General features: G+C 65.1%; 23 protein-coding genes. 4 read left to right on the top strand and 19 right to left on the bottom strand.

Annotation, left to right across the window (positions count from 1 at the left end):
* Positions 1 to 40: 40 nt before the first annotated feature.
* From xylB to QE395_RS08950, 5 genes are all read right to left on the bottom strand, one after another.
* Entirely contained in the window at positions 41 to 1,534 is a 1,494-nt protein-coding gene (gene xylB / locus QE395_RS08970; RefSeq protein WP_306988591.1) for a xylulokinase, read from the bottom strand.
* 66 nt (positions 1,535 to 1,600) lie between these two features.
* Positions 1,601 to 3,130 carry a tryptophan halogenase family protein gene (locus tag QE395_RS08965; protein WP_306988589.1) on the bottom strand — a complete coding sequence of 510 codons (1,530 nt, stop codon included), beginning with the start codon at positions 3,128 to 3,130 and terminating at the stop codon, positions 1,601 to 1,603.
* 13 nt (positions 3,131 to 3,143) lie between these two features.
* The gene (locus QE395_RS08960) at positions 3,144 to 4,163 is read right to left on the bottom strand and encodes a cupin-like domain-containing protein (RefSeq protein ID WP_306988587.1); all 1,020 of its coding nucleotides are present in this window, start codon (positions 4,161 to 4,163) and stop codon (positions 3,144 to 3,146) included.
* 3 nt (positions 4,164 to 4,166) lie between these two features.
* The gene (locus QE395_RS08955; protein WP_176472677.1) at positions 4,167 to 4,925 is read right to left on the bottom strand and encodes a SapC family protein; all 759 of its coding nucleotides are present in this window, start codon (positions 4,923 to 4,925) and stop codon (positions 4,167 to 4,169) included.
* Between the two features lie 67 nt (positions 4,926 to 4,992).
* Entirely contained in the window at positions 4,993 to 8,130 is a 3,138-nt protein-coding gene (locus tag QE395_RS08950; protein WP_306988585.1) for a TonB-dependent receptor, read from the bottom strand.
* A 323-nt stretch (positions 8,131 to 8,453) separates the two neighbouring features.
* On the opposite strand from QE395_RS08950, the gene QE395_RS08945 reads away from it, so the two are divergent.
* A complete protein-coding gene (locus tag QE395_RS08945) occupies positions 8,454 to 9,515 on the top strand; it encodes a LacI family DNA-binding transcriptional regulator (protein ID WP_176472676.1) in 1,062 nt (353 codons plus the stop codon).
* A 9-nt stretch (positions 9,516 to 9,524) separates the two neighbouring features.
* Here the strand turns inward: QE395_RS08945 and QE395_RS08940 are convergent, their stop codons facing one another.
* The 12 genes from QE395_RS08940 to QE395_RS08885 form a co-directional block, all read right to left on the bottom strand.
* Complete coding sequence (locus QE395_RS08940) at positions 9,525 to 10,592, bottom strand: peptidoglycan DD-metalloendopeptidase family protein (protein WP_255220513.1); 1,068 nt, start codon at positions 10,590 to 10,592, stop codon at positions 9,525 to 9,527.
* On the bottom strand, positions 10,543 to 10,878 hold the full coding sequence (locus QE395_RS08935) for a transcriptional regulator (RefSeq protein WP_095364099.1): 336 nt from the start codon (positions 10,876 to 10,878) through the stop codon (positions 10,543 to 10,545). The genes QE395_RS08940 and QE395_RS08935 overlap by 50 nt, the downstream gene beginning before the upstream one ends.
* The gene (locus QE395_RS08930) at positions 10,875 to 11,531 is read right to left on the bottom strand and encodes a hypothetical protein (RefSeq protein WP_095364154.1); all 657 of its coding nucleotides are present in this window, start codon (positions 11,529 to 11,531) and stop codon (positions 10,875 to 10,877) included. Before QE395_RS08930 ends, QE395_RS08935 begins: the two co-directional genes overlap by 4 nt.
* Before the next feature lie 143 nt (positions 11,532 to 11,674).
* Positions 11,675 to 12,148: a lysozyme inhibitor LprI family protein gene (locus tag QE395_RS08925; protein WP_217977563.1), complete on the bottom strand. Its 474-nt coding sequence runs from the start codon at positions 12,146 to 12,148 to the stop codon at positions 11,675 to 11,677.
* A 33-nt stretch (positions 12,149 to 12,181) separates the two neighbouring features.
* The gene (locus tag QE395_RS08920; protein ID WP_095364152.1) at positions 12,182 to 12,871 is read right to left on the bottom strand and encodes a L,D-transpeptidase; all 690 of its coding nucleotides are present in this window, start codon (positions 12,869 to 12,871) and stop codon (positions 12,182 to 12,184) included.
* Between the two features lie 150 nt (positions 12,872 to 13,021).
* Entirely contained in the window at positions 13,022 to 13,282 is a 261-nt protein-coding gene (locus QE395_RS08915) for a hypothetical protein (RefSeq protein ID WP_068852137.1), read from the bottom strand.
* Positions 13,283 to 13,408: 126 nt separating this feature from the next.
* Entirely contained in the window at positions 13,409 to 14,443 is a 1,035-nt protein-coding gene (locus QE395_RS08910) for an aldo/keto reductase (RefSeq protein WP_095364098.1), read from the bottom strand.
* Between the two features lie 135 nt (positions 14,444 to 14,578).
* A complete protein-coding gene (locus tag QE395_RS08905) occupies positions 14,579 to 15,589 on the bottom strand; it encodes a L,D-transpeptidase (RefSeq protein ID WP_306988579.1) in 1,011 nt (336 codons plus the stop codon).
* A 24-nt stretch (positions 15,590 to 15,613) separates the two neighbouring features.
* Positions 15,614 to 15,982 (bottom strand): nuclear transport factor 2 family protein, encoded by a 369-nt coding sequence (locus QE395_RS08900; RefSeq protein ID WP_093536506.1) that lies wholly within the window; start codon positions 15,980 to 15,982, stop codon positions 15,614 to 15,616.
* 25 nt (positions 15,983 to 16,007) lie between these two features.
* Complete coding sequence (locus QE395_RS08895; protein ID WP_095364097.1) at positions 16,008 to 16,694, bottom strand: hypothetical protein; 687 nt, start codon at positions 16,692 to 16,694, stop codon at positions 16,008 to 16,010.
* Positions 16,691 to 17,545, bottom strand: a complete 855-nt coding sequence (locus tag QE395_RS08890) for an MBL fold metallo-hydrolase (RefSeq protein ID WP_095364096.1) — start codon at positions 17,543 to 17,545, stop codon at positions 16,691 to 16,693. Before QE395_RS08890 ends, QE395_RS08895 begins: the two co-directional genes overlap by 4 nt.
* Positions 17,542 to 17,691, bottom strand: coding sequence for a hypothetical protein (locus QE395_RS08885; RefSeq protein WP_176472675.1), 150 nt, complete (start codon positions 17,689 to 17,691; stop codon positions 17,542 to 17,544). Before QE395_RS08885 ends, QE395_RS08890 begins: the two co-directional genes overlap by 4 nt.
* A gap of 130 nt (positions 17,692 to 17,821) precedes the next feature.
* On the opposite strand from QE395_RS08885, the gene gcvA reads away from it, so the two are divergent.
* Together gcvA and QE395_RS08875 are read left to right on the top strand one after the other, a co-directional pair.
* Positions 17,822 to 18,742 (top strand): transcriptional regulator GcvA, encoded by a 921-nt coding sequence (gene gcvA / locus QE395_RS08880; RefSeq protein ID WP_217977561.1) that lies wholly within the window; start codon positions 17,822 to 17,824, stop codon positions 18,740 to 18,742.
* Entirely contained in the window at positions 18,739 to 19,083 is a 345-nt protein-coding gene (locus QE395_RS08875) for a hypothetical protein (protein WP_176472674.1), read from the top strand. Before gcvA ends, QE395_RS08875 begins: the two co-directional genes overlap by 4 nt.
* A 557-nt stretch (positions 19,084 to 19,640) precedes the next feature.
* Here QE395_RS08875 and QE395_RS08870 read toward each other — a convergent pair.
* Together QE395_RS08870 and QE395_RS08865 are read right to left on the bottom strand one after the other, a co-directional pair.
* Positions 19,641 to 20,633, bottom strand: coding sequence for an aldo/keto reductase (locus QE395_RS08870; RefSeq protein ID WP_095364093.1), 993 nt, complete (start codon positions 20,631 to 20,633; stop codon positions 19,641 to 19,643).
* A gap of 10 nt (positions 20,634 to 20,643) precedes the next feature.
* Complete coding sequence (locus QE395_RS08865; protein ID WP_095364092.1) at positions 20,644 to 21,237, bottom strand: flavodoxin; 594 nt, start codon at positions 21,235 to 21,237, stop codon at positions 20,644 to 20,646.
* A gap of 74 nt (positions 21,238 to 21,311) precedes the next feature.
* On the opposite strand from QE395_RS08865, the gene QE395_RS08860 reads away from it, so the two are divergent.
* A complete protein-coding gene (locus QE395_RS08860) occupies positions 21,312 to 22,205 on the top strand; it encodes a LysR family transcriptional regulator (RefSeq protein ID WP_093536493.1) in 894 nt (297 codons plus the stop codon).
* Positions 22,206 to 22,215 lie beyond the last annotated feature (10 nt).

The raw sequence follows: 22,215 nt of genomic DNA, 5'->3' as shown, positions 1-22,215 counted from the left end.
GTGCAGTTCCTTTCGTTGTGCGAGGTGTCGCGTAGAGGAATCAGCCGCGCTGCAGCGGCGTGACGGCGTCGAGATAGCGCAGGAAGCGCGCATAGGCGGTGGCATAGGCAGGTGTGCGCGCCGGCTCCGGGCGCGCCGACAACTGCGGCTCGAGCGCCACATGGCGCTCGGCGATATCGGCAATGCTGGCCTCATCGCCGCGTGCATGGCCCAGCGCCCACAGCGCCTGCAGGGCCGCACCGAACGCTGCGCCTTCGGACTGGGTCGGCACGTCCACCGGCAGGCCGAACACATCGGCCACCAGCTGCCGCCAGGCGGCGCTGTTGCTGCCGCCGCCGGTGAGCACGATGCGGTCGAACTGCATGCCGGCGCGGACGAAGGCGTCGTAGCCGTATTTCAGGCTGTACGTCGCCCCTTCCATCGCCGCGCGGTACAGGTGGGCCGGGGTCATGTTGGTGGTGTCCAGGCCCGCCAGCACGCCTTTGCCGTGGGGAAGGTCGGGCGTGCGCTCGCCATTGAGGAACGGCAGCATCACCAGGCCATCGGCACCGGGTGGCGTGGTCCGCAGGTGGCCATCGCCGAAGCGGGTGCTGAAATCGAACGCGTCAGCGACCTGCTCGGTCACCACGGTGCAGTTCATGGTGCAGATCAATGGCAGCCAGCCGCCGGTGGACGAGCAGAACGCGGCCCAGGCCCCGTCGGGGTCGACCACGGGGCTGTCGGAGTAGGCAAACAGCGTGCCCGAGGTGCCCAGGCTCATCGCCAGGCGACCGGGCACTACGCAGCCGGTACCGATGGCCGCCATCATGTTGTCGCCACCGCCGACGGCCACCTTCACGGTGGCAGGCAGGCCGAACGATTTCGCGGCTGCCGGTGCGATATCGAACAACGCTTCCGGTGGCGCGATGGGTGGCAGGCAATCGGCCAGATCGCGTTCCGGATCGGTCGCGCGCAGCAGCTCGGGCGACCAGGTGCGGGTGCGCACGTCCAGCCAGCCGGTGCCCGAGGCATCGCCGTATTCGCAGAACCGCTCGCCGGTCAGCACGAAGTTGAGGTAGTCATGCGGCAGCAGGATGGTGGCCAGGCGTGCGTACGCATCGGGACGGTGCGTTCTGGTCCAAGGCAGCTTCGAGGCGGTGTAGCCGGTCAGGATCGGGTTGCCGGCCAGCGCAATGGTCTGCGCTGTCCCACCGGCCGCGTCCATGATCTGCGTGCACTCCGCGGCGGTGCTGGTATCGCACCACAGCTTGGCCGGTGCCAGCACCACCCCTGCTGCATCGAGCGGCACGAAGCCGTGCTGCTGGCCGGACACCGCCAGCGCAGCAATGCGCGAGCGCACCGACGGGGTGATCGCAGCGAAGCAGTTGTGCAATGCGGCCACCCAATCGGCCGGGCGCTGTTCGCGGCTGCCATCGGCGGCGCTGTCCAGTTCCAGCGCCGCGCTGGCGCTGGCCACCACGCTGCGCTTGGCGGGGTCGTAGACCAGCACCTTCAGGCTCTGCGTACCTGCATCGATTCCCGCAACCAGATCCATCCCATGTACCCCGTGTGTTCTTGAAAGGTAGCGCTACCAATTTCGTGCGGCAAAGCGTGGCCCCCGCTAGACGGTGGCCAGCCTCCGCGGCCAGACTTCTGCCGGCGCCTTGCAGTAGCGTTCAATGAACTCTGCCTGCGAGGGCATGCTTGCCGCTGCCTGCTGTATCGGCTGCTGGATCCGCGCCAGCAGCGTGCGCAGGTCGGCATCGCTGAGCGCGCGCGCCAGCGGGTGCGGCGGCCCCGGCAGGATGCCCTGCCCCATCAGCACGCTGGTCCAGGAGTCCACGCGGAACAGTTCGCCGGGGTCCTGCCAGGCGTGTGCGCGTTCGCGCCAGGCGCGCAGCCGCACCGCCAACGATTCGGGCAACTCCATCTCGCGGCACGCCTTCCACATCGGCTCGTCGCGCTGGGTGGCGTGGTAATGAAGGATGATGAAGTCACGCACGTGCTCCATTTCCTGCCGGCTGACATCGTTGTACAGCGCGGTGAGCGTCGGGGTGATGCCATCGAACGGGAACAGCTGGATCAGCCGCACCACGGCGCTGATGGTGAGGTGGATGCTGGTCGATTCCAGCGGTTCGATGAAGCCGCTGGCCAGGCCCAGCGCCACCACGTTCTTGTTCCAGGCTTTCAAGCGACGCCCACTGCGGAACGGCACCAGCCACGGATCACGCAGCGGCTGGCCTTCGACGTCACGCAGCAGCTTGGCCTGCGCCTCGTCATCGGACATATGGCGGCTGGAGAACACCAGCCCACACCCTACCCGGTGCTGCAGCGCGATGTGCCAGCGCCAGCCGGCCTCGTGCGCGATGGCGCGGGTGTACGGCACCGGCGGCTTGACCGACTCGGTCTGCACGGCCACGGCGCGGTCACTGGGCAACCACTGGTTCCAGTCCTCGTAGCCGCTGTGCATGGTCTGCTCGGTCAGCAGGCCGCGGAAGCCGGTGCAATCGATGAACAGGTCACCTTCGATCACCTGCCCGTCTTCCAGTACCAGCGCCGCCACGGAGCCGTCGTGGGGGTGCTGCCGCACTTCGCGGATCTTGCCTTCCACACGGCGCAGGCCCTGCGCTTCGGCCCGGCGGCGCAGGAATTTCGCGTACAGCCCGGCGTCGAAGTGATAGGCGTAGTTGACCTGGGGCTGGGTCTGCAGCGAGAACCGGTCACCGCGCGAAGCCACGCTTTCCAGGCAGAAGTCGCCCAGGTCCGAAGGCATGCCGCGGCGCAGGCTGTCCAGCCAGAAATGATGGAACGGGGTGGCCCAGGTGCTTTGCCCGATGGTGCCGAACGGGTGGATGAAGCGCTCGCCCGGGCGGCGCCAGTTCTCGAACGAGATCGAGAGCTTGAAGGTGCCGGCCACCGCCTTCAGGAACTCCTGCTCATCGATCTGCAGGTAGCGGTGGAAGGTGCGGATCGGCGGCACGGTGGATTCGCCCACGCCCACGGTGCCGATCTGCTCGGACTCCACCAGGGTGATGTCCAGCTGCTCGCGGAACTGGTGCGACAGTGCGCAGCCGGCCAGCCAGCCTGCGGTACCGCCGCCGGCGATGACCACCTTGCGGATTCGCCCTTCTGTTGTGTTCGCAGCGTTCAAAGCGATGCCCCTATCAGCGGTTGAGTCGACCGAGCAGCTGCGCGCGGGTGCGGCGCGCCTGCATCTCGTCGAACGGTGCAAGCTCTCCCCGGGCGGCGTCGGGCAGGTGCTGCCCTGCGCGCTCACCGGGACCGAACACGTAGTACTCGAAGATCTTTGCCCAGGCCTTCTTTTCGCGCTCCGGCAGATCGCGCAGCGCCCACATCGCATGCTGCAGTGCCGGCAGCGGCGAGGACAGGAAGCTGGGCACGCTGCGCCACCAGTAGTTCACCAGCACGTTGAACGGCTCCAGGCTGCGCACGTGGTGCCACCACATGCTGGGAATGAAAATGGCATCGCCCGGTTCCAGCACGGCGGTCTGCGCGCTGGCCAGCGCGTCACGGAACCGGGGATGGCGGTCGAAATCCGGGCGGTCGAAATCGACCACGCTGACCACCTGCCCGCCCGGGGTGGGTTCAAGCGGGCCCGGATAGAGGTTGTCGATCTGTTCCGGCGGAAACAGGGTGAACCGGCGCCGGCCCACGGCGCAGCAGGCCAGGTTGTCCGGCGTGTCGTAATGGCAGGACGCGGTGACGCGGTTGCCGATCCAGATGCTGGCCGAGGCGTCGATGCCCTGCCCGGCCAGGCCGGCATCATTGGCCTGCGCGAACCCGGGCAGCGCACGCTCGATCAGCAGCGAGGCCACGTAATAGGTGGGCGGCTTCGGGGCATCGAAGGTGTCGGCGATCTCGTCCAGCACCTGCGACAGCAGTCCACGCCGGACCTCGAAGTTCAACTGGGTGAAATCGTCGTTGTAGAACGGGCGCCCTTCGATCTCGGGACCGCCGAAGGAGTACTGCACCGGCTGGCCGGCATCGAAACCGCGCAGGTAGGCCAACGCATCCTGGGGGGAACGCAACCCGGCCTGCACCAGTGCCCAGTCGCGCGCGATGCCGCGCAGCACCACCGGCTCGCCGGCAGCCACCAGCGCCGCCAGTGGCAGCGTATCGGGCTGCAGGCCTTCCAGGGTGCGCATGGCAACGCCATCCGGCATCGGTCAGTTCCTGCCCGTCGCGGTGGCGGCATCCTGCGCGCGCAGGCGGCGCTGCTTTTCAGCGATCAGCCGCCGCATGTTGTGCAGTGAAGCCAGCATCAGGTACGCGCCTTCCAGGTAACCGGCGCGGTTGAGTTCGGCCAGCGCGGTACCGTCCAGCTGGGCCAGGCGGTCGCGGTCGATCGCGTGCAGGCCGTTTACGCCCACCCGGTTCTGCGGGTCGATCTGCACGTCGAGCGTGATCGGTTGGATCAGGCCTTTGGTATCGAGCATCGCAAACATCTCGGCGCCAAAGGCATGGCCGTCGTGGATGCCGCGCAGTACGTTGGCAATGTGGTCCAGATAAGGGCTGTTGCCACCCTGTGGCAGGAACACCGGCTCGCCGGCGCTGTTGCTCACGCGCGGGTGGTCCAGGTCCACGTGCAGCACCGGCTCCCGGGTGAGCGCTCCGTCGATGCGGTTTTCCTGGAACCCGATCAGGAACGGCCCCTTGGCTGCAGCCCCCGGAAGGTAGGACGCATTCCAACGGCCGTCGTCCAGGTATAGATTTTCGTGCTGTTCAAAGCCCAGCAGAACCACCGACTGCCACTCCCCGGTGGCAGCGTCTTTGCGCAGGAAAATCGGGTATTCCCGCTGCAGTTCGGCGTACTCGCTCGGGTAGGCCGGCACCATGCCTACCGCGTCGCCAAATTCGGGCCCGAAACCGGTCGCGACACGCAGCTCCCGGTGGGCGATGTTGTTGAGCATTTCGTAACGCGGCATGTGTAGTCCAATCCCTGCAGGAGCCTGCACGGGTGCCGCTGCCGGAACAGCGGCACCCGTGGCCTGTTCAGAACCTGTAACGAACGCCAAGCATGTAACGCGGATCCTGGTCAGCCAGTTTCACCATCATCTGCGAGGTGCGCGAACGCCAACGCACGTCCTCACCGGTCAGGTTGATGGCTTCAAGGCTGAACGACCAGTTGTCATTGAGCGTGTAGCCCACGCTGAGATCCCACTGGTCGTACTCTTCCACATAGTACGGGTTTCGGCTGGACCCCTGGTTGGCCAGGATCAGGTACTGGTCGCGCCAGTTCCAGGCCAGGCGCACCGACCAGCCGTACTTTTCGTACATCAGCATGGCATTGGCGGTGTCGCTGAGGCCAGTGAGCGAGAACTGGTCGACGTTGGGGTCGCCCGCATCGTTGTAGCCCACGTCGCCGTTGACGATGGTGTAGTTGGCCAGCACGCCGAAGCCGGTGTCGCCGAAGAAGTACTGCCCGCCCAGCTCCCAGCCATGCAGCTTGGACTCGTTCTGGTTGATGGGGCGGTTGACGTTGAACTGGTACAGCGGGTCGGCCGCCGTGCCATACAGGTCATACGCCGCCTCGGTGGCCAGCACCTGTGCGCCGGTGCCGTCGAAGGCACCCAGCCCGGCCGGGTTGTTGCGCAGCAGCGCCAAGGCGGTGAACAGCGAGGTGTCATTGGCCGAGCAGGCCGCCGCGTTGGCCGGGCCAACTTGGGCGATACAGGCCCCACTGGTCAGGAAGCCAAGCGCCGCCTGCGCGTCCGGTCCGGAGGTGGGGTCGCGCAGGCCGTACAGGTTCTCCTGCACGATGGTGTTGCCGATGAAGTTGGCAACCTGCTTGTTCCAGTAGGTCACCGACACATAGCTGGCATCGGCGAAGTACCACTCCAGGGCCAGGTCCAGGTTGTCCGATTCCAGGGGCTTCAGGGCCGGGTTCTGGGCGGTGCCGCTGGCCCGCGAGGACGGGTCGATCAGCACCGAGCCGAACGGCTGCTGCGCGGTCGGGCCGGCGTAGAGATTGCCGATCGGCGCACGGGCGATGCTCTTGCCGAACGAGATGCGGCCCTTCAGGTCATCCAGCAGATCGATGCTGAAGTCCAGGTTCGGCAGGATGTAGCTGTAGCTGGTCTTCTCGGTGAAGGGCTGCTGCTCGTCGGACAACAGCACGCGGAAGTCATTGTTCGCCTGCCACTGGATCCCTTCGGGAATGGCGATGATCGAGGTGGACACCACATCGGTGGTTTCGTAGCGGACGCCCAGTCGCGTATTGGTGCGGTGGCCGCCGAGGTCACCGTCCAGCTCGATCTGCATGTACGCCGAGTTCGTCTTCTCTTCCACCCGGTTGTCGGCAGCATTCTGTGGGCTCACGCCCAGGTTGGCGCCGTAGTACTGCCCCGCCCACTGCGCCAGCCGGCCGGCGTCGCCGCGCCAGGCGCTGAAGCTGTTGATGTTGAAATCGTCGAACATGCCGACGATGTTCACCGGCTGCAGCAGGTCCATCAGGCCGTTGGCCACATCGCCGTTGACATTGGCCACGCCCCAGTCGCCCAGGGTGTTGTAGTTCTCCGCGGCCTGGATGCGGTGGGTGGTTTGCTTGCTGGTGTCCACGCCGAACTGGAAGCGGCCCGCGTCGAATGCCCACTCACCGTCGACGCGGCCCTGCTTGATCTCGCTGATCTGGGTCTGCGAATTGATGCGCAGCACCTGCGAGCCGATCTCGCCCGGCACGAACCCACCGTTGACCACGCCATTGGTCTTGGCGATGGCATCGGCAGCGGTCGGGTACCAGACCTGGGTGCCCACCGGCAGACCGTTGTTCCAGACCATTTCCTGCACGTAGGTGCCACCGCACTGCGGCCCGGTGGTGCAGTTGTTGGTGCCGGCGATACTGGAGAAGATGGAGCCGCCGCCGGTGAGCGGATCATTCGGCCGGCTTTCGTTCTTCGAATCGTGGCCGTCGAAGCTCAGCTTGAAGCGGTCGGTGATGTTCCAGGTGGCATTGAAGCCCAGCGACCCCAGCTTGTACTTCTGCATGCTGCGCTGCTGTTCAAGCCCGAAGTCCTTGGTGCCGGCGATTTCGCGGATGTAGATCGGCGTGGCCACCGCACCGCTGGTGTCGAAGACCACATCGGTGTAGTTGCTGTTCTGCAGCCACATGCCCTGCTCGCCACGATTCTCTTCGATTTCATTGGTCGAATGGGTGTAGTCCAGGGTCAGGGTCACCGCATCGGTCGGGGCGAACTGCAGCACCGCCTGACCATTGATGCGCTCGCGCTCGAAATCGGCGAACGCATAGCGCAGGTCGTTCGGGCGCCCGTACAGCGCGCCGATCGCCGGTGCGTTGGTCACGGTCGGATTGCCGGGCATGGTCCCGGTCCACGGCTGGATGTTCCAGTAGTTGTTGGTGGCCTGCACCGAGCCACCCTTGCGCTTCTGGTAGCTCGCGCTGACACCCACGCCCCAGGTCTTGTCCGGGTTGGTGTAGCTGAAGATGCCGGAAAGCTCCGGGGTGATGTCGTTGTCGAACGGCTGGCTCTGGTCGGAGACGATCTTCGCCCCGGCACTGGCCACCGTGCCCTCATGGTCGAACGGACGCCCGGTGAGGATGTTGATGGTGGCGCCGATACCGCCGCTGGGCACGTTGGCCTGGCTGGTCTTGAAGACCTCGATGCCGTTGACGGCTTCGGCCGCCAGCTGCGCGAAGTTGAACGCGCGGGTACCGCCGTCCACACCGCCGATGGCGACCTGCCCCGCCGCGCCGAACGCGTCGGCACCGGGCATCTGGCGGCCGTTGAGGGTCACCATGTTGAACTGCGGGCCAAAGCCACGCGCGGTGACCTGCGCGCCTTCACCATCACGGCGCTCGATCGAGATGCCGGTGATGCGCTGCAGGGATTCGGCCAGGTTGGTATCCGGGAACTTGCCGATGTCCTCGGCACTGATCGCATCCACCACGCCAGCCGAGTCGCGCTTGATGTCCATTGCCTGGCTGAGGCTGTTGCGGATACCCGTTACCTGCACGGTGTCGAGCTGGGTCGGGGTGGACTGGGACTGCGACTGCTGCTGCGCGGCAGGTGCCGGCGTTGCGGCGTCCTGGGCGAATGCGGGATTGATGACCAGGACGCCGCCCACGAAGGTGAACATGGCCCGGGATGTAAGTTTCGCCAGCTTCCGGCTCATGCGTGAGCCCTCAGGTCTGGGGTACGACGGAAAGCACAAGCGCTCATGACTCTCCCCTCTGACATACGATCGAATGGATGTACCGCCCCTCCAAGGGGCACGCACGGGCGATGCCCGTCTTCCACACCGAACATCGCAGTGCGTTTTCGCTGCACTGCGACTCAAACTCGCTTTCAGGCTTGCCAGAACACGCGTTTGGTATATGGGGGGTCCCCGCTGAGCCTTACCTTGGCTTAGTGGTAGCGCTACCATCGCGTCAGGGCGCAGACTAATCACCCGGTCACACGGTTGTCATCATGCAGCGCAGCAAAGGAAACGCTTCCTTGAAAAACAGCCAGAAAGTGGTGCGTCGCAAAGGCAGTGCCATCACCATCGATGAGGTCGCCGCGCACGCGGGCGTGTCGGCCATGACGGTTTCGCGCGTAATCAATGGCCATTCCAGCGTGCGCGAGGAAAACCGCGAACGGGTCATGCGCAGCGTGCTTGCACTGGACTACCGCCCCAACCTGGCGGCAAGCGCCCTGGCGGCGGCGCAGCACACCTGCATCGCGCTGATCTACACCAATCCCAGCTCCAGCTACCTGCGTGAGCTGCTGGTGGGCGCGCTGCGCGGATCTACCCGGTCCGCGGCGCAGCTGGCGATCTCCACCTGGGATGGGTTGAGCGCCACTGCACGGCGGGAGGCCGCACGACAACTGTGCGACAGCGTGGCCGGGGTGATTCTTCCGCCGCCCCTGTGCGAATCGAAGGCGATCGTCGACATTTTCGTCAATGCCGGGATCCCGGTCGTCTCCATCGCATCCAGCCAGTTCAGCGACCGGGTTTCCTGCGTGCGCATTGATGACCGCCATGCCAGCAAGCAGATGGTCACGCATCTGATCGGCCACGGGCATACGCGCATCGGCTACATCACCGGTGATCCGAACCAGACCGCCAGCGCGCAACGCTGGCAGGGATATCGGGATGCGTTGGCAGATGCCGGCATCGGGTACGACGAGGCGCTGGTGCAGCCCGGGCTCTTTACGTATCGATCCGGACTGGAGGCCGCCGAGCATCTTCTGGCCCTGCCCCACCCGCCGAGTGCGATCTTCGCCAGCAACGATGACATGGCGTCGGCGGTGGTTTCAGTGGCACATCGGCGCGGGCTGGACGTGCCGCGTGATCTTTCGGTGGTGGGCTTCGACGATACGTCAGCGTCGACGATGGTGTGGCCGGAACTGACCACCATCCACCAGCCGGTGGCGGACATGGCCGACACCGCCATCGACATCCTGCTGCGTGAGATCCGGCGCGCGCCTGCTTCGGCGCGCGCCATCGTCAATCAGGTGCTTGCGCATCAGCTGATCACGCGCGATTCCGTATCAGGGCCGGTGCAGCGCCCCTAGCCTTACGCACTACGGCGCGGCGGTGGCTTGGCGGATACGCTGGCCTTTCACTGGCTCACCCAGCGCGACCGGCTTGTCATCGGCCAGGTAGTTGGAGAACTGTGCGGGCAATGCGGTGGCCTTGCCGAACTCGGGTCCGGCCTGCAACTGGTAATGCAGGTGGGCTTCGGAAGAATTTCCACTGTTGCCGCAGTCTGCGAGCTGCGTGCCGGTGCGCACGACCTGCCCTTTGGTTGCCCGCACACTGCCCTGGCGCAGGTGGGCCAGGACCGAATATTCGGCGTTGCCATGATCGATGACGACGCGGTTGCCGGTGGGCTGGCTGGGATTCATCTCACCCGGCACGTTGTCGGCCACGCCGTCGATCACCTCCACCACCCTGCCGTCTGCCGGAGCCAGGATGGGCTTGCCGAAGCAGAAGTAGTCCTCGTTGCGGCTACCTTCCCCACGATGAGAACTGCCATCCTGCAGGACCAGCAGGTCCATGGCGAAACGCTGGCCTGCATGCGCGGCATGGTAGTTCTGTTCGACGCTGCGCCCGCCCCAGAACACGTAGAACTCGTCGGAGAATGGCAGCTGCAGCGGCGTGCGGTTCTTGTAGTCAAGGCGCTCGCTTGCCGCGGGCGGCGATGGACTGGCCTGGTGTGGGCGGATGTTGAAGCCTGCTATCTTGCGCTGTGCGTCGAATGCCCAGGTGATCTGGATGATGGCCGGACTCTTAGCGAATCGAGCCTGGCGCACGTAGATGTCATACCCGCCATCGGTGCTGACCGTTTCGCTGACAACGTCGGTTTCCTCTCCACCCGCAGCGAGCACTTGTCCCCTGAGCGCCGTCAGGCTCTGTTTCGACTGCAATGTGGCCTGCATCTGCGGAGTCATCCGCTCCCACAGTGCATCGACATTCCCCTGGTAGAACTGCGAGGTCATGCTCGCGCCTTCCTCGCGCGTGTCCTGGCTGGCGGCAAGGCCGCTGGATGCCACCAGCGATAGAACCAGCGTCGCCGTCAATTTCGCGAACAGTGTCATATCAGGAATCCGTGCTGTGTGGATCGGGAATGCCTGCGACGACTGCCGCAAGCTGCTTGCGGTACTGGGCCAGCCCTTGGCGTCCTGCAGGCGTCAGCTGCAGGGTGGTCAACGGGCGCTTGCCCCGGAACGATTTTTCGATGGCGACCAACCCTGCGGCTTCGAGCTTGCTCAGATGGCTGGAAAGGTTGCCCTTGCTCAGGCCGCTGAGATGTTCGACGAACGCAAATTCAGCTGATTCGGCGCCGGCCAGGATCGACAGGATCAACAGGCGCGCTGGCTCGTGGATCAGCCGATCAAGCTGCAACAGGCTGCGGGGGTCGGGAAGCTGGGTCATGGCACCGGCTTCCGCGCAGCCACGAACGCGCGCATTTCCGTCTGCAGGCGTATGAACCGCCGGTGGTCGCGCCACCCGACCACCACCAAGGCAATGGCGGCCAGCGGAAACACCACGGTGATAGGGCCGAACGCATAGGTCTGGCCGGTGAATGCCACCGCGGCCTGGCAAAGCAGGAATACGCCCACGATGAACTCCAGCGGCGTGCGCAACCAGCGCCAGACAATCAGCGGCAAAAGCGCCACCACCATCAGGTACCCGATCGCGCGCAGGTCCCACGGCAGTCTGCCCATCGGTGCCATGCGGGTCAGCACGAAGCCGACGATCAGGGCGCTGATCAGGGCGGTAAAGGCGATGAAAAGGCGTTGGAAGTTGCGCTCGGTCGCGGTGATCTGTTCCTCGACCTGACCGAAGCGCTGGTAGTAGCGATGCGCCAGCCATTGCTTGGCTAGGAGCCACAGCACCGGTACGGCGATGAGTGTCGCACGCAGTTCGATCGTGGCCGGCAACAGGGCGCCGGCGAGGAAGGACGCCAGGCATGCAATGCCGCCGGCGATGGCCGACAGGCCGCCCGCACTTCGTGAGTACCTCGAGTACTCGCGGGTTACGGCCTGGATACGGCTGTAGGAATCACTGACTGCCGGCTGCGGCATCACGTGCTCCAAGGGGGTCGCCTTGGAGCAGTTTGTAGTGCAAACCGGTTTGCGTCAAGCGAATTTACTGCCGTCCATCATCCGGCGGAGGACCTGGCCGACACCACCATCGACATCCTGCTGCGGGAGATCCGTCGGCGCGTCTACGGCTTCGCCATCGGATACGAGCCCGCACAGACGTCGCCCTCCTCCGTGCCGACGATCCAGGCGTTGAGCTGTTTGATGCGGTCGCGCGTCAGTTGCTCGTACTCCCCGCTCTGGCACATCGGCAGGACACTCCCGTAGTCCGCCGGGTTCGGGTAGCGCGCCGCGATCTGTGCATCACGGAACACGATCCAGGCGCGCTGCGCCGCCTTGAACTTCTCGATGAATGCCTTGTCCTGGGCGTTGGCAGCCAAGACCTTCGCATAGACGCGGTTGAGCTCGGCGTCGGCAGTTTGTGCGCTGTTACTTGCACATTGATTCAGACCCGCCTGGGACTGGTTCGGGCTGTCGCACGCCATGCCATCGGAGGTGTGCGGCGGCGCCGCCGGCTGGGCGGCGCTCCTGGCGGCTACCTGCGCCTGGGCCGTGGTGGCAAGGCATGCAACCACGAGAATGGCCAGCAAGCTTCTCATCGGACCCGCTCCACAGGGGTTACACGGCGCCGGTTACTCGGGTGCGGTGCGCTGCTCGTTTCCGCGGCTTTGCACGAAATCCGGGAAGGTTTCCGCAAGCGACTGCTTGTCCGGCAGGATGTAGAACACGCCGCCCTTCTCGAACGTGGGCTGGATCACCCGCGCGTAAAAATCGGGATTGACGTTGATGCAGCCGTGGGTGACACGGTTGTCGTCCGGCGTCGGCGTAGCGAGGCGCTCGGCGCGCTTTTCGGCGGGAACGCCAGTTGCGGTTGGATGGATCGACACCGCCGTATCGTAGTCCACCCACAGCACGCGCCCGGCATCGAGCGACGGACCGTAGCCACCAATGAAGCGGCCTGCTGGCGTGGTACGGTCACGGCCCGGAATTTCCTTTAGCGCCAGACCGGCCACGCCCGGGGCCGAATGGTCGCCGACCGCTGAGCCGAACAGGCCCGGCGCGGCACCAAGAAGTTTGCCCTTGCCATCGAATACCAGGATCTGGGCTGCGGCCTTGTCCATCACCGCGAACGGATAACCTTCCGTGTCCCGGCTCGCCTTGATCCAGCCGGCGAGTTGAATGACCGTGTCGGACACGGGTTGGTCCGGCGGCAGCTGATCGTTCGACACGACCGGTTGCTCGGCGGATTCCTGGGTGGGTTCCTGCGCGGCTTGCTGGGTGCGGGCGACGGCGGGCCCGGCGAACGCCAGGGACAATGCCAGTACGCTGCACGTGGCGCGGATAGCGGGACGGATGTGCATGGACGTGGGGATTCCTTGAAGCAACTACGGGTCAAGCAAGGAAACCGGCGGCCCGCAAAGGCCACCGGTCTCCATGTTCCAGTCGTTCGTTACAGCCTGTGCAACAAACGATCAGCCGCGCGGCTGACGCTTGGCCGGGACCGACTCAAGGCGCTGGACGCGGCTTTCGATCTGATCCAGGCGCTGGTTGGCCTGCTGGGCCGACTGGTTGGCCGATTCGGCGCTCTGGGCTGCGCCCTGCACCTTCGTGTCCAGCGAGTCGAGGCGCGAGTTGATGGTGGCAAACTCGTCCTTATAGGTGGCGCAACCGCCAAGGCCCAAGGTGGCAACGAGCGCCACGCCCAACACCACATTCTTCTTGGTCATCATCATTTCCAGTACTCCTTCTTGGGTCTTCAGGTAAATAGAGCCCCCTCTGCCGGACCAATCATGACGCTGCGATACGTACATGGATTGTGAAGACCTGAACCGGCGTTCGGACTCTGTTCTGCCAAGCCGCTATTTGACCATCCAGCCAGGAAAGTCAACCCTTTCCAGCATTCCGCCGGCGAGGGATCCCGCACTTCCTGCAACGACATCGTGCGGGAAACCCAGCGGGAACGCGCTTGCGTCATCCAGCCCACGGACCTGCTCGGGCGTCAGCTGCACCTGTGCAGCGCCCAGGTTGTCCTCCAATTGCGCGGGCGTCCGCGGGCCGATGATGGGCAGCGTGCCCTTGGCCAGCACCCAGGCCAACGCGATCTGGCCGGGAGGCAGCCCGGTGGTTTCAGCGAGCGCAAGCACCTCGTCCACCACGCGCGTCTTACGCTCGTCGCTTTCACTGTGAATGACCGCGCCCAGCCCTTCTGCGCGACCGGTTTCGCCCTTGCGGTACTTCCCGGTCAGCAGCCCACCACCCAGCGGCGACCAGCTCACCACGCCAAGCTGGAAGGCGGCGGCCATGGGCAACAGCTCACGTTCGGCCGTGCGTTCCACCAGGCTGTATTCGAGCTGCACGGCCGACACCGGCGCCCAACCCTGCAGCTCTGCCAGGGTTGCCGCGGTGGCAATCCGCCAGGCTGGAAAATCCGAAAGACCTGAATACAGGATCTTTCCAGAGCGGACGAGGTCATCAAGCCCGCGGGCAATTTCATCGATGGGCGTGACGCCGTCCGGCATGTGCACCCACAGCAGGTCGATCCGATCGGTCCCCAGCCGTTTGAGGCTTGCTTCCACGCTCTGGATCATCGCCTTGCGGCTGTTTCCAGTGCGCTGCAGGCCAGCAGCGGGGCTGGCGCCCAACGAGAATTTGGTCGTCAGGATCAGATCGTCGCGGTCGCCGCCAATGAACCCGCCCAGCATTTCTTCCGATTGGCCGAACTGGTACTGGTCCGCCGTATCGATGAAGTTGCCCCCTGCCTCCCGGTACCGGGAGTAGATCTGCTGCGCTTCATCGCGATCCGAGCCATAACCCCAGCCTTTGCCGAAGTTGCCCGTGCCCAGCGCAAGCGTGGAGACGCGAAGGCCGGTCCGGCCAAATAATCTATACCGCATGGGGCACCTCATAGGGTCATTGCGAGGGGGCGACAGCGTCCGCTGCTCTGCTGCCATGCCGTGATCGTCCACCCGGCCGCCCGTTGCCGCATCCAGAATCAGGGCTCGCAATGCCTCCCCCATCTGGGGGTCTCATTAAAGCGCCGGCTGCTCGGCATTCAGCACCTGCAATGCCGGCCCCGTGGTGTCGGGCAGCACATGCTGGTCGGTTACCAGCAGTACCACCCCCGGGCTCATCAGCGGCCGCAGCGCGGCACGGAACCCCTCGGGCAGCAGCACGCGCTGCTCGTCGGCCTGGCTCACCACGTTGCCACGGGCCGCTTCCTCCCCTGGGATGCCAACCTCTACCCATGACGGTTCGGTTGCCGGCGCGTTGCTGCTGGCAACCATGTACGCGCGCGTTCCTTCAGGCGCTGCGCCATCGCGGAAACCCACGCGCGAACGGCCGATTTCCTTGCCGTCACGGTATGCGAACAGTCGGCGGTCGCTGGTGCTGAGCAACAGCGACACAATGCCGGTGGGTGCAACGTCAGGCTGCCAACGGAACGCCTCCTGCGTGCCCAGCGGTACGGACAGCACTTCCTTGCCGGTGCCCGGGTCGATCGGGCTGGCCACGCGGGGGTGCACCAGCGTCGGATCGGATACGCCCTCCTTGGCGATCACTACCACCATGCCCATGTTGGTCGCACCGAACAGCCGCCGGGCAAACTCGGTGGGCAGGTGCACGCAGCCATGGGATTCCGGGTACCCCGGCAACCCGCCGGCATGCAGGGCAATGCCATCCCAGGTAAGACGTTCCTGGTACGGCATGGCGGCGTCGTTGTACTTGCTGGAATGGTGGTCCTTGTCCTTCTGCAGGATGGTGAACACACCCGTGGGCGTTTCGTGACCGGGCTTGCCGGTGCTCACCGTGGACACGGCCTCCAGCAGGCCGTTGCGGTACACGTAGGCGCGCTGTTCGGTGATGCTGACCACCACCGCCATCGGGCCCATCGCTTTGGAATCGCCGCCCCACACCCACTCGCCCGGCTTGAGCGCGGCCAGCGACGTGTTGGCCGGGCTGGAACTGGGCGCGCCCCATGACGGCGTGGCCAGGGCCTGCCCGGCAGACATAATCAGCGCAATCAACAGCAGGCCAGATTTCATCATGAGGTGCGTCCAGCAGTGGGTTCAGGCCGATGGTAACGCGATAACCGAACCACCCAGCACCTGCCAGCCGCTCGCCGTTTTCACCCAGAAGCGGCAGTACCTGAAGTGCCCTGCGAACGCAGCGCCGTCGAACGTGCCTGCCAGCTCGGCTGTTACCGAGGTTACAGCGGCCTGCCCTTGCGCGGAGATCTCTACAGATCGCCACTCTGCCAAGGTGAGCTTCTGGCGTCCGGAACGGTGCAGCGAAAGATCATCCTGCTTGTGAAAAACATCGCCTGACGGCCCCACAAAGATCAGGTCGTCTGCGATCAGGGATTCCAGGGCCTCCACGTCGCTGGTGAGCATCGCAATGCGCAGGGCTTCCTCGTGCTGCCGGATTTCAGTATCCATGCGGACTCCATGAAAGTGGTTGGCGTTACTGTTGTGCTGCTTCTGGTGCCAGCGTATGGATTACTTTGCCCTGCGCATCCAGGAACTCGATGGCGCCGTAGCCTTCCGGGGTGACGGTCAAGCGCAGCCTGGCCCGGTCCTGCTTGTCGTTGAGCGCGATGGCCGGCGTGCCGTCGGCACCCACCACCATCTGGATCCGTGTGGGTGTCTGCACCCCCGGAATCAGGCGGTTGTCCAGGCGGGGTTCGCGAATCAACGGCGGTGCCTGGTTGATCGAAAAGCGCACCTCGCCATCCGGTGAGACGCGCCAGCCGATGGCATCCATGGCGGGGTGGTCCAAGGCGAGGACGGCCATGCCGCCATCTACGTCCGCGGTACCGAAGCCGCCGCGCTCACTGCCCTTGTCGTCGTACAGCACCATGCCCGCCACATTGAAGGCGCGCTTGTACTGGATGCCGTCGATAATCGGCGCGGGCGTCTGGCCCGAAAGGGTCATGCGGATCACGCCCTGTTCGTCAACGATGTCGATGCGGCGTGCGGTGATGCGGTCGCTGTCCGCTGCTTCCACACGGGTCTGCGGCGACCTGCTGACGATGACCTTCTGCAGCTGCTCGACGGAGGGGCGCTTGGGGCTGGCACGCTCCGCCGCATGTGCATGCAAGGCCGGGGACGATACGGCGAAGGCAATGATGATGCAGTTCAGCGTTTTCATAGGCTCCCTTCCGGCCACGGCAACCACGTGCCCGGCTCCATGATCTGCAAAGGGACATCCCGCTCGCGTGCGGCCTGGCGAACCCTGCCAAGCGGATCATCCACTTCGACATACTTGTCCATTCCGCTGACACCGTAGTGAATCGGCACCAGCACCCGAGCGCCGAGGATAACCGCAGCGGCCACCGCCTGCTCGGGCGCGAGCACGCCCGGCTGGCCACTCGCCGGCTCGCGCCAGCCGAAGCGCGCGCCATTGATCGGGAGAAACGCTGCATCGAACGGGCCAAACTGGCGGCCGATGCGCCACCAGTTGCCATGCCACTGGGTATCGCCGCCGTGGAAGATGCGCCGCCCGCCGGCCGAGACAACCCATGAGACCTGCGTATCCCCGTAACCATCCGATGCAGGCACCGGCGTGGCGGTGAAGTCGCCCAGCAGCTGCGGCTCCCACAGCGCACTGGGGCGGGCACGCGCGCCCTGCGGCCACGGTGAGGGCTGCAAGCCTGCCGGATACGCCAACACCCCGCCGTTCTTGAGCGCGGTCGCTACTGCGGTGCCATCGAAGTGGTCCGAATGGGTGTGGGTGACCAGTACGTGGGTTTCGCCGACCGCATCGGCCACTGGCACCAGCCGGTCAGGTAGTGCCCTGCCCCATGCCTCTGGACTGACCAGCGGATCGATGAACAGCGTGCTGTCGGGCAATTGCAGGCGGACTCCTGCCCATGCCAGTCGCTGGGCGCGCAGTGTTCTGGGCACTGCCGCTGCTGCCAGCGCCCCGAACGGAAGCAGCGTCGCCGCTGCCGCGCCCGCGCATCCCACAAGGAAGCGCCGACGGTGGTTGAGGTCATTCATGCTTCTTGCTCCCGGGCGGCATCGGCCTCGCTGCCCAGTGAGTCGACCAGCAGCGCCCGCTCTCCATCCATGAATGTGGTGGCGACCGATTCCACCTCGTCACCGACGAACATCACGACATCTGTAGCCAGTTCCTGGATTCGCATTACGGACACCCTGTTGGCAGGATGGGCATCGTGGCCAACCCGCCGGGGCGCGACAAACGAGTTGTTTTGCCCTTCGCCTTAGAAAATCTAATGCGATACGATGCGGACGACTCCGCTCTGCCAGGCGCCTGTGAAAACCCGACCCGCCGCCCCGCTCAATGCCCTGCGTACGTTTGAAGCGGCGGCGCGCCACCTGAGCTTCAACGGCGCGGCCAGTGAGTTGTTCGTCACCCCGGCGGCCGTGAGCCACCAGGTAAAGCATCTCGAGGAGCACCTTGGCGTAAGCCTGTTCCAGCGCAACCACCGCTCGGTGACACTGACGCCGGAAGGCGCCGAACTGGCTGCAACGGTCGGCGAGCTCCTGGGGCAGCTGGACCTGGCGCTGGACCGTGCCAGCAAGCGAGCGCCGTCCGAGCTGAGGGTGACCACCATGGAATCGTTCGCGGCCAAGTGGCTGGTGCCCCGGCTGCACCGGTTCCAGCAGGCATTTCCGGACGTTCGGGTGCGGATCGACACCAGCGACGAGCACGCGGACTTCCTGCGCGGGGGATTTGATGTCGGCATCCGCTATGGAGCGGGCAAGTACGCTGGCGTCCGTGCAGATTTACTGATGCAGGCGCCTGCGTTCCCCGTCTGCTCGCCCGCGCTGCTGGGCGCCAACCCCCACGGATTGGAGCACCCTGACGATCTGCGCCACTTCACACTGCTGCACGATGAGGGCGCGACAGGGCGCGATGGGGTTCCTGCGTGGTCGGATTGGTTGGCGGCAGCCGGCGCCACGAACGTGAACGCCGCGTCGGGCCCGGTCTTCGCCAGCATCTATCTTGCCCAGGAAGCTGCAGTTTCAGGCCACGGTGTTGCGTTGGGCCTCGCTCCCCTCGTGGACGACGACCTTCGGCAAGGCAGGCTGGTGAAGCCGCTTGGATTGGGCCTGGAGAATGCGTACGCGTTTTGGCTGATACGCCGTGACGTCTCCCAACAGCGCCCCGAGGTGGAGGCATTCTGCCACTGGCTGCGGCAGGAGCAGCAGCTCTCCGGTGCCCCATGTTGAACCTGCGGCTGGCGCAGCGGTGGGAGCGGCTGGGAAACAAGGATGCAGAGCTGGGCGTGATGTTGCTGTTCGCCCTGTTGGCCGGCCTGTTCGTCTGGGGCGCCTACGCCGTTGCCTATCCGGAACACGGCTGTGTCCGGATGGGCAAGGGCAATAGCGGACCGCTGGAGTGCGACCCGCAGCGGCTGTTCAACTACGGCGTTGTGCTGCTGTCGATCGGGGTTCTCACCACCAGCCCCATTTTTTACATCCTCTGGGGCTGGATGAGAGACATGGCGCGGCCGTTGTCGCTGAAAGAGGACCAGCCCGCCCAGAGTCAGTCAGCGAGTGAGCCGGGCTGACACTCTGCAGGCAGGCACGACGGCTGGCGCCGGGGACATGTACGTGACACTACGCGCGCATACATGGTAAGCGAAGGAGACGCTGGCAAGGCCAGCATCCGGTACGCGAGCCGTGTGCATTACCTCTCCCTTGGACGACAGCAGCCTGATGCGGGCCCCATCTGGACTGGCGGAGTTGCCGGGGGTAGTAAGCTCCAGGGTGAAGCCGCTGGAGAGTTGAACGGTTGCTGCCTGCTGGGATGGCAGTTGCAGATCCAGTGCAACAGGCGGCAAGGCGTCCTGTTGCACTACGCCTGTGAACTGCACTGATACCGGGGTGGCTGCTGATGCGGAAATTGCCACGCAGAAAAGCGAGAGGAACCCAGCTACTGCCTTCATCGTTCACCTCCAATGTGTGGAATTTCCAGATCCGGGCCCAGCCTACGCAGTGATCATAGGGCTGCCCGGTTCCGGCAACAAGCGGGACAGCCTTCCCTTCAGGACTCGAGAAGAAGCCTGCATTCTGCGAGTCCACTCCCTGATCCTGACTTCCGGCATCATGCCAGCGAAGTACCCGCCTACCTACCCGTCATCTTCAACGCAGCTTCGGGCAAGCGCTCGCCGCTGATGCGTATATGGGCCAGTTCGCCATCGATCCGTTGCAGGTCGGCCGGCTCCAGAATCAGGTCCAACGCGCCCAGATTCTCATCAAGGCGGTGCAGCTTTGTCGTGCCGGGAATGGGTGAGATCCACGGCTTCTGTGCCAGCAGCCAAGCCAAGGCAACCTGCGCAGGCGTGGCACCCTTCTCGACGGCCAGTGCCTTGACCACATCCACCAATGCCATGTTGGCCTTGCGGGCTTCTGCAGAGAAGCGCGGCACCACGTTACGGAAATCGCTGGCGTCGAACTGGGTGTTTTCATCGATCTTGCCGGTCAGGAACCCGGCGCCCAATGGGCTGAAGGGCACGAAGCCGATGTCCAGTTCTTCCAGCAGGGGCAGCAGCTCGTTTTCCGGCGCGCGCCAGAACAGCGAGTACTCACTCTGCACGGCGGTAAGCGGCTGCACCGCATGTGCCCGGCGGATGGTCTGCAGCCCTGCTTCGGACAGCCCGAAGTGCCCTACCTTCCCTTCCGCAATCAGGTCCTTTACCGCACCGGCCACGTCCTCAATCGGCACCGCCGGGTCTACCCGGTGCTGGTACAGCAGGTCGATGCGCTCGGTACGCAACCGCTTCAGGCTCGCCTCAACGGCCGCCTTGATATGCGCCGGCTGGCTGTTGGTGCCCGGTCCACGCGCACCGGTTACCGGGTCGATATCGAAACCAAACTTGGTGGCGATCACCACCTGGTCGCGCACCGTCGCCAGTGCCTCGCCCACCAGCTCTTCATTGGCGAACGGGCCATAGGCCTCCGCCGTATCGAAGTGGGTAACGCCCCGCTCCACCGCCGTGCGGATCAGCGCGATCATCTCCTGCCTGTCTGCCGCCGGGCCGTAGCCCGAACTCATGCCCATGCAGCCCAGGCCGAGGGCGGAAACTGCAAGGCCTTGTCCAAGAATGCGGGTTTTCATCGTGGCGTCCTCATCGAACAGTGGGGGGAGTAGCCAACCAGGCGTTGACCGTCTCCATGGTCCTGCGCTCCTGATCGGCTTCCATCGTGAAGGCGTCCAGGATGCGAGCATTGGGTGCATGGCGGGCGAGCACGCGAAGGCTGCTGCCTACGCCATAACCGCCATGGGTAATGAAGGGCACGACGGTCTTGCCGCTCATGTCGTGCCGTGACAGAAAGGATCGGATCACCGGAGGCGCGGTTTCACCCCAGATCGGGAATCCCAGGTACACGGTGTCGTAGCGGCTCATGTCGTCGATGGACGCGCGCAATGCAGGCTCAACGCCGTCGTCCCTTTCCTGTCTGGCCTTCGCTACCGTTTCCAGATAGTCGGCCGGGTATTCTTCTGCCGCCTGGATCTCGAACAGGTCGCTCGGCAGGCTGCGATGGATCAACCCGGCAATCACACGCGTGTTTCCCGAGCGCGAGAAGTACGCCACCAGCGTCCGGGTCGAGGACGCCAATGCTGCCTGCTGTTCGGGGTCCGCTGCAGTGCATCCCAGCGGCAGCGACGCCAGTGCAGCCACCACCGCGCGGCGGCCGGGGTTTGGGGATGGAGTGGTCATGGGGCCAATCTACGCCCCCAAAAAACATACTTGCAGGGGCATAATCGGATATCGCTTATATCCGGAGCGCATCAATGGCCATCGAGAATTACGACCAGCTGGCGATGTTTGCCCTGGTGGCGCGTGAGCGCAGCTTTACCCGGGCCGCTGCCCAGCTGGGCATGTCCCAGCCGGCGCTCAGCCGGTCCATGCGCCAGCTGGAGGAGCGGCTGGGCGTGCGCCTGCTCGCCCGGACGACTCGAAGCGTTTCGCCGACCGAAGCGGGCGAACAGCTGCTGCAGGTGATCGCCCCGCGCTTCGAGGAGATCGATGCCGAGCTGGCCCAACTCAATGCCTTCCGTGACAAGCCTGCAGGGCGCCTGCGCATCACCGCCGGCGAGCATGCTGCGCTTACGGTCATGCAACCGGTGCTGGGCAAACTGCTGCCCCAGCATCCGGACCTCAATATCGAAGTGATCGTGGACTACGGCCTGACCGACATCGTGGCCGAAGGCTTCGATGCCGGCATCCGCATGGGCGAACAGTTGGCCAAAGACATGATCGCCGTGCGCGTCGGGCCGGACCTTCGGATGGCGGTGGTGGGCTCGCCGGCCTACTTCCAGCGCAACCCGAAGCCAAAGTCGCCGCACGATCTCACCCAGCACAACTGCATCACCATCCGCCTGCCCACCCACGGCGGCATCTACGCCTGGGAGTTCGAGAAAAAGGGCCAGGAGCTCAAGGTCCGGGTGGAAGGCCAGCTGGTGTTCAACAACGTCGCCCTGCGCCTGGGCGCAGCGCTGGAAGGGCTGGGCCTGGCCTACATGCCCGAAGACCTGGTGCGCCCGCACGTGCAGGCCGGCACGCTGGTGCACGTACTGCAGGACTGGTGCCCGTCGTTCCCGGGCTACCACCTGTACTACCCCAGCCGCCGGCAGTCTTCGCCAGCGTTCACGCTGTTGCGTGACGCCCTGCGCTACCCGGGCTGAGGGCAGTCGC

The organism is Stenotrophomonas sp. SORGH_AS_0282 (assembly GCF_030818125.1).
Lineage (GTDB): Bacteria > Pseudomonadota > Gammaproteobacteria > Xanthomonadales > Xanthomonadaceae > Stenotrophomonas > Stenotrophomonas rhizophila_A.
The sequence above is the reverse complement of the archived record's forward strand: the minus strand, read 5'-3'. Positions and strand labels throughout refer to the sequence as shown.

Coding starts and splice junctions, on each gene's coding strand:
- QE395_RS08865 (WP_095364092.1), bottom strand. CDS start 21,237: ATGACCACTCCATCCCCAAACCCCGGCCGCCGCGCGGTGGTGGCTGCA.
- QE395_RS08870 (WP_095364093.1), bottom strand. CDS start 20,633: ATGAAAACCCGCATTCTTGGACAAGGCCTTGCAGTTTCCGCCCTCGGC.
- QE395_RS08910 (WP_095364098.1), bottom strand. CDS start 14,443: ATGCGGTATAGATTATTTGGCCGGACCGGCCTTCGCGTCTCCACGCTT.
- QE395_RS08915 (WP_068852137.1), bottom strand. CDS start 13,282: ATGATGATGACCAAGAAGAATGTGGTGTTGGGCGTGGCGCTCGTTGCC.
- QE395_RS08960 (WP_306988587.1), bottom strand. CDS start 4,163: ATGCCGGATGGCGTTGCCATGCGCACCCTGGAAGGCCTGCAGCCCGAT.
- QE395_RS08925 (WP_217977563.1), bottom strand. CDS start 12,148: ATGAGAAGCTTGCTGGCCATTCTCGTGGTTGCATGCCTTGCCACCACG.
- QE395_RS08930 (WP_095364154.1), bottom strand. CDS start 11,531: ATGCCGCAGCCGGCAGTCAGTGATTCCTACAGCCGTATCCAGGCCGTA.
- QE395_RS08950 (WP_306988585.1), bottom strand. CDS start 8,130: ATGAGCCGGAAGCTGGCGAAACTTACATCCCGGGCCATGTTCACCTTC.
- QE395_RS08905 (WP_306988579.1), bottom strand. CDS start 15,589: ATGAAATCTGGCCTGCTGTTGATTGCGCTGATTATGTCTGCCGGGCAG.
- QE395_RS08890 (WP_095364096.1), bottom strand. CDS start 17,545: ATGAATGACCTCAACCACCGTCGGCGCTTCCTTGTGGGATGCGCGGGC.
- QE395_RS08900 (WP_093536506.1), bottom strand. CDS start 15,982: ATGGATACTGAAATCCGGCAGCACGAGGAAGCCCTGCGCATTGCGATG.
- QE395_RS08895 (WP_095364097.1), bottom strand. CDS start 16,694: ATGAAAACGCTGAACTGCATCATCATTGCCTTCGCCGTATCGTCCCCG.
- QE395_RS08885 (WP_176472675.1), bottom strand. CDS start 17,691: ATGCGAATCCAGGAACTGGCTACAGATGTCGTGATGTTCGTCGGTGAC.
- QE395_RS08955 (WP_176472677.1), bottom strand. CDS start 4,925: ATGCCGCGTTACGAAATGCTCAACAACATCGCCCACCGGGAGCTGCGT.
- xylB (WP_306988591.1), bottom strand. CDS start 1,534: ATGGATCTGGTTGCGGGAATCGATGCAGGTACGCAGAGCCTGAAGGTG.
- QE395_RS08860 (WP_093536493.1), top strand. CDS start 21,312: ATGGCCATCGAGAATTACGACCAGCTGGCGATGTTTGCCCTGGTGGCG.
- QE395_RS08935 (WP_095364099.1), bottom strand. CDS start 10,878: ATGACCCAGCTTCCCGACCCCCGCAGCCTGTTGCAGCTTGATCGGCTG.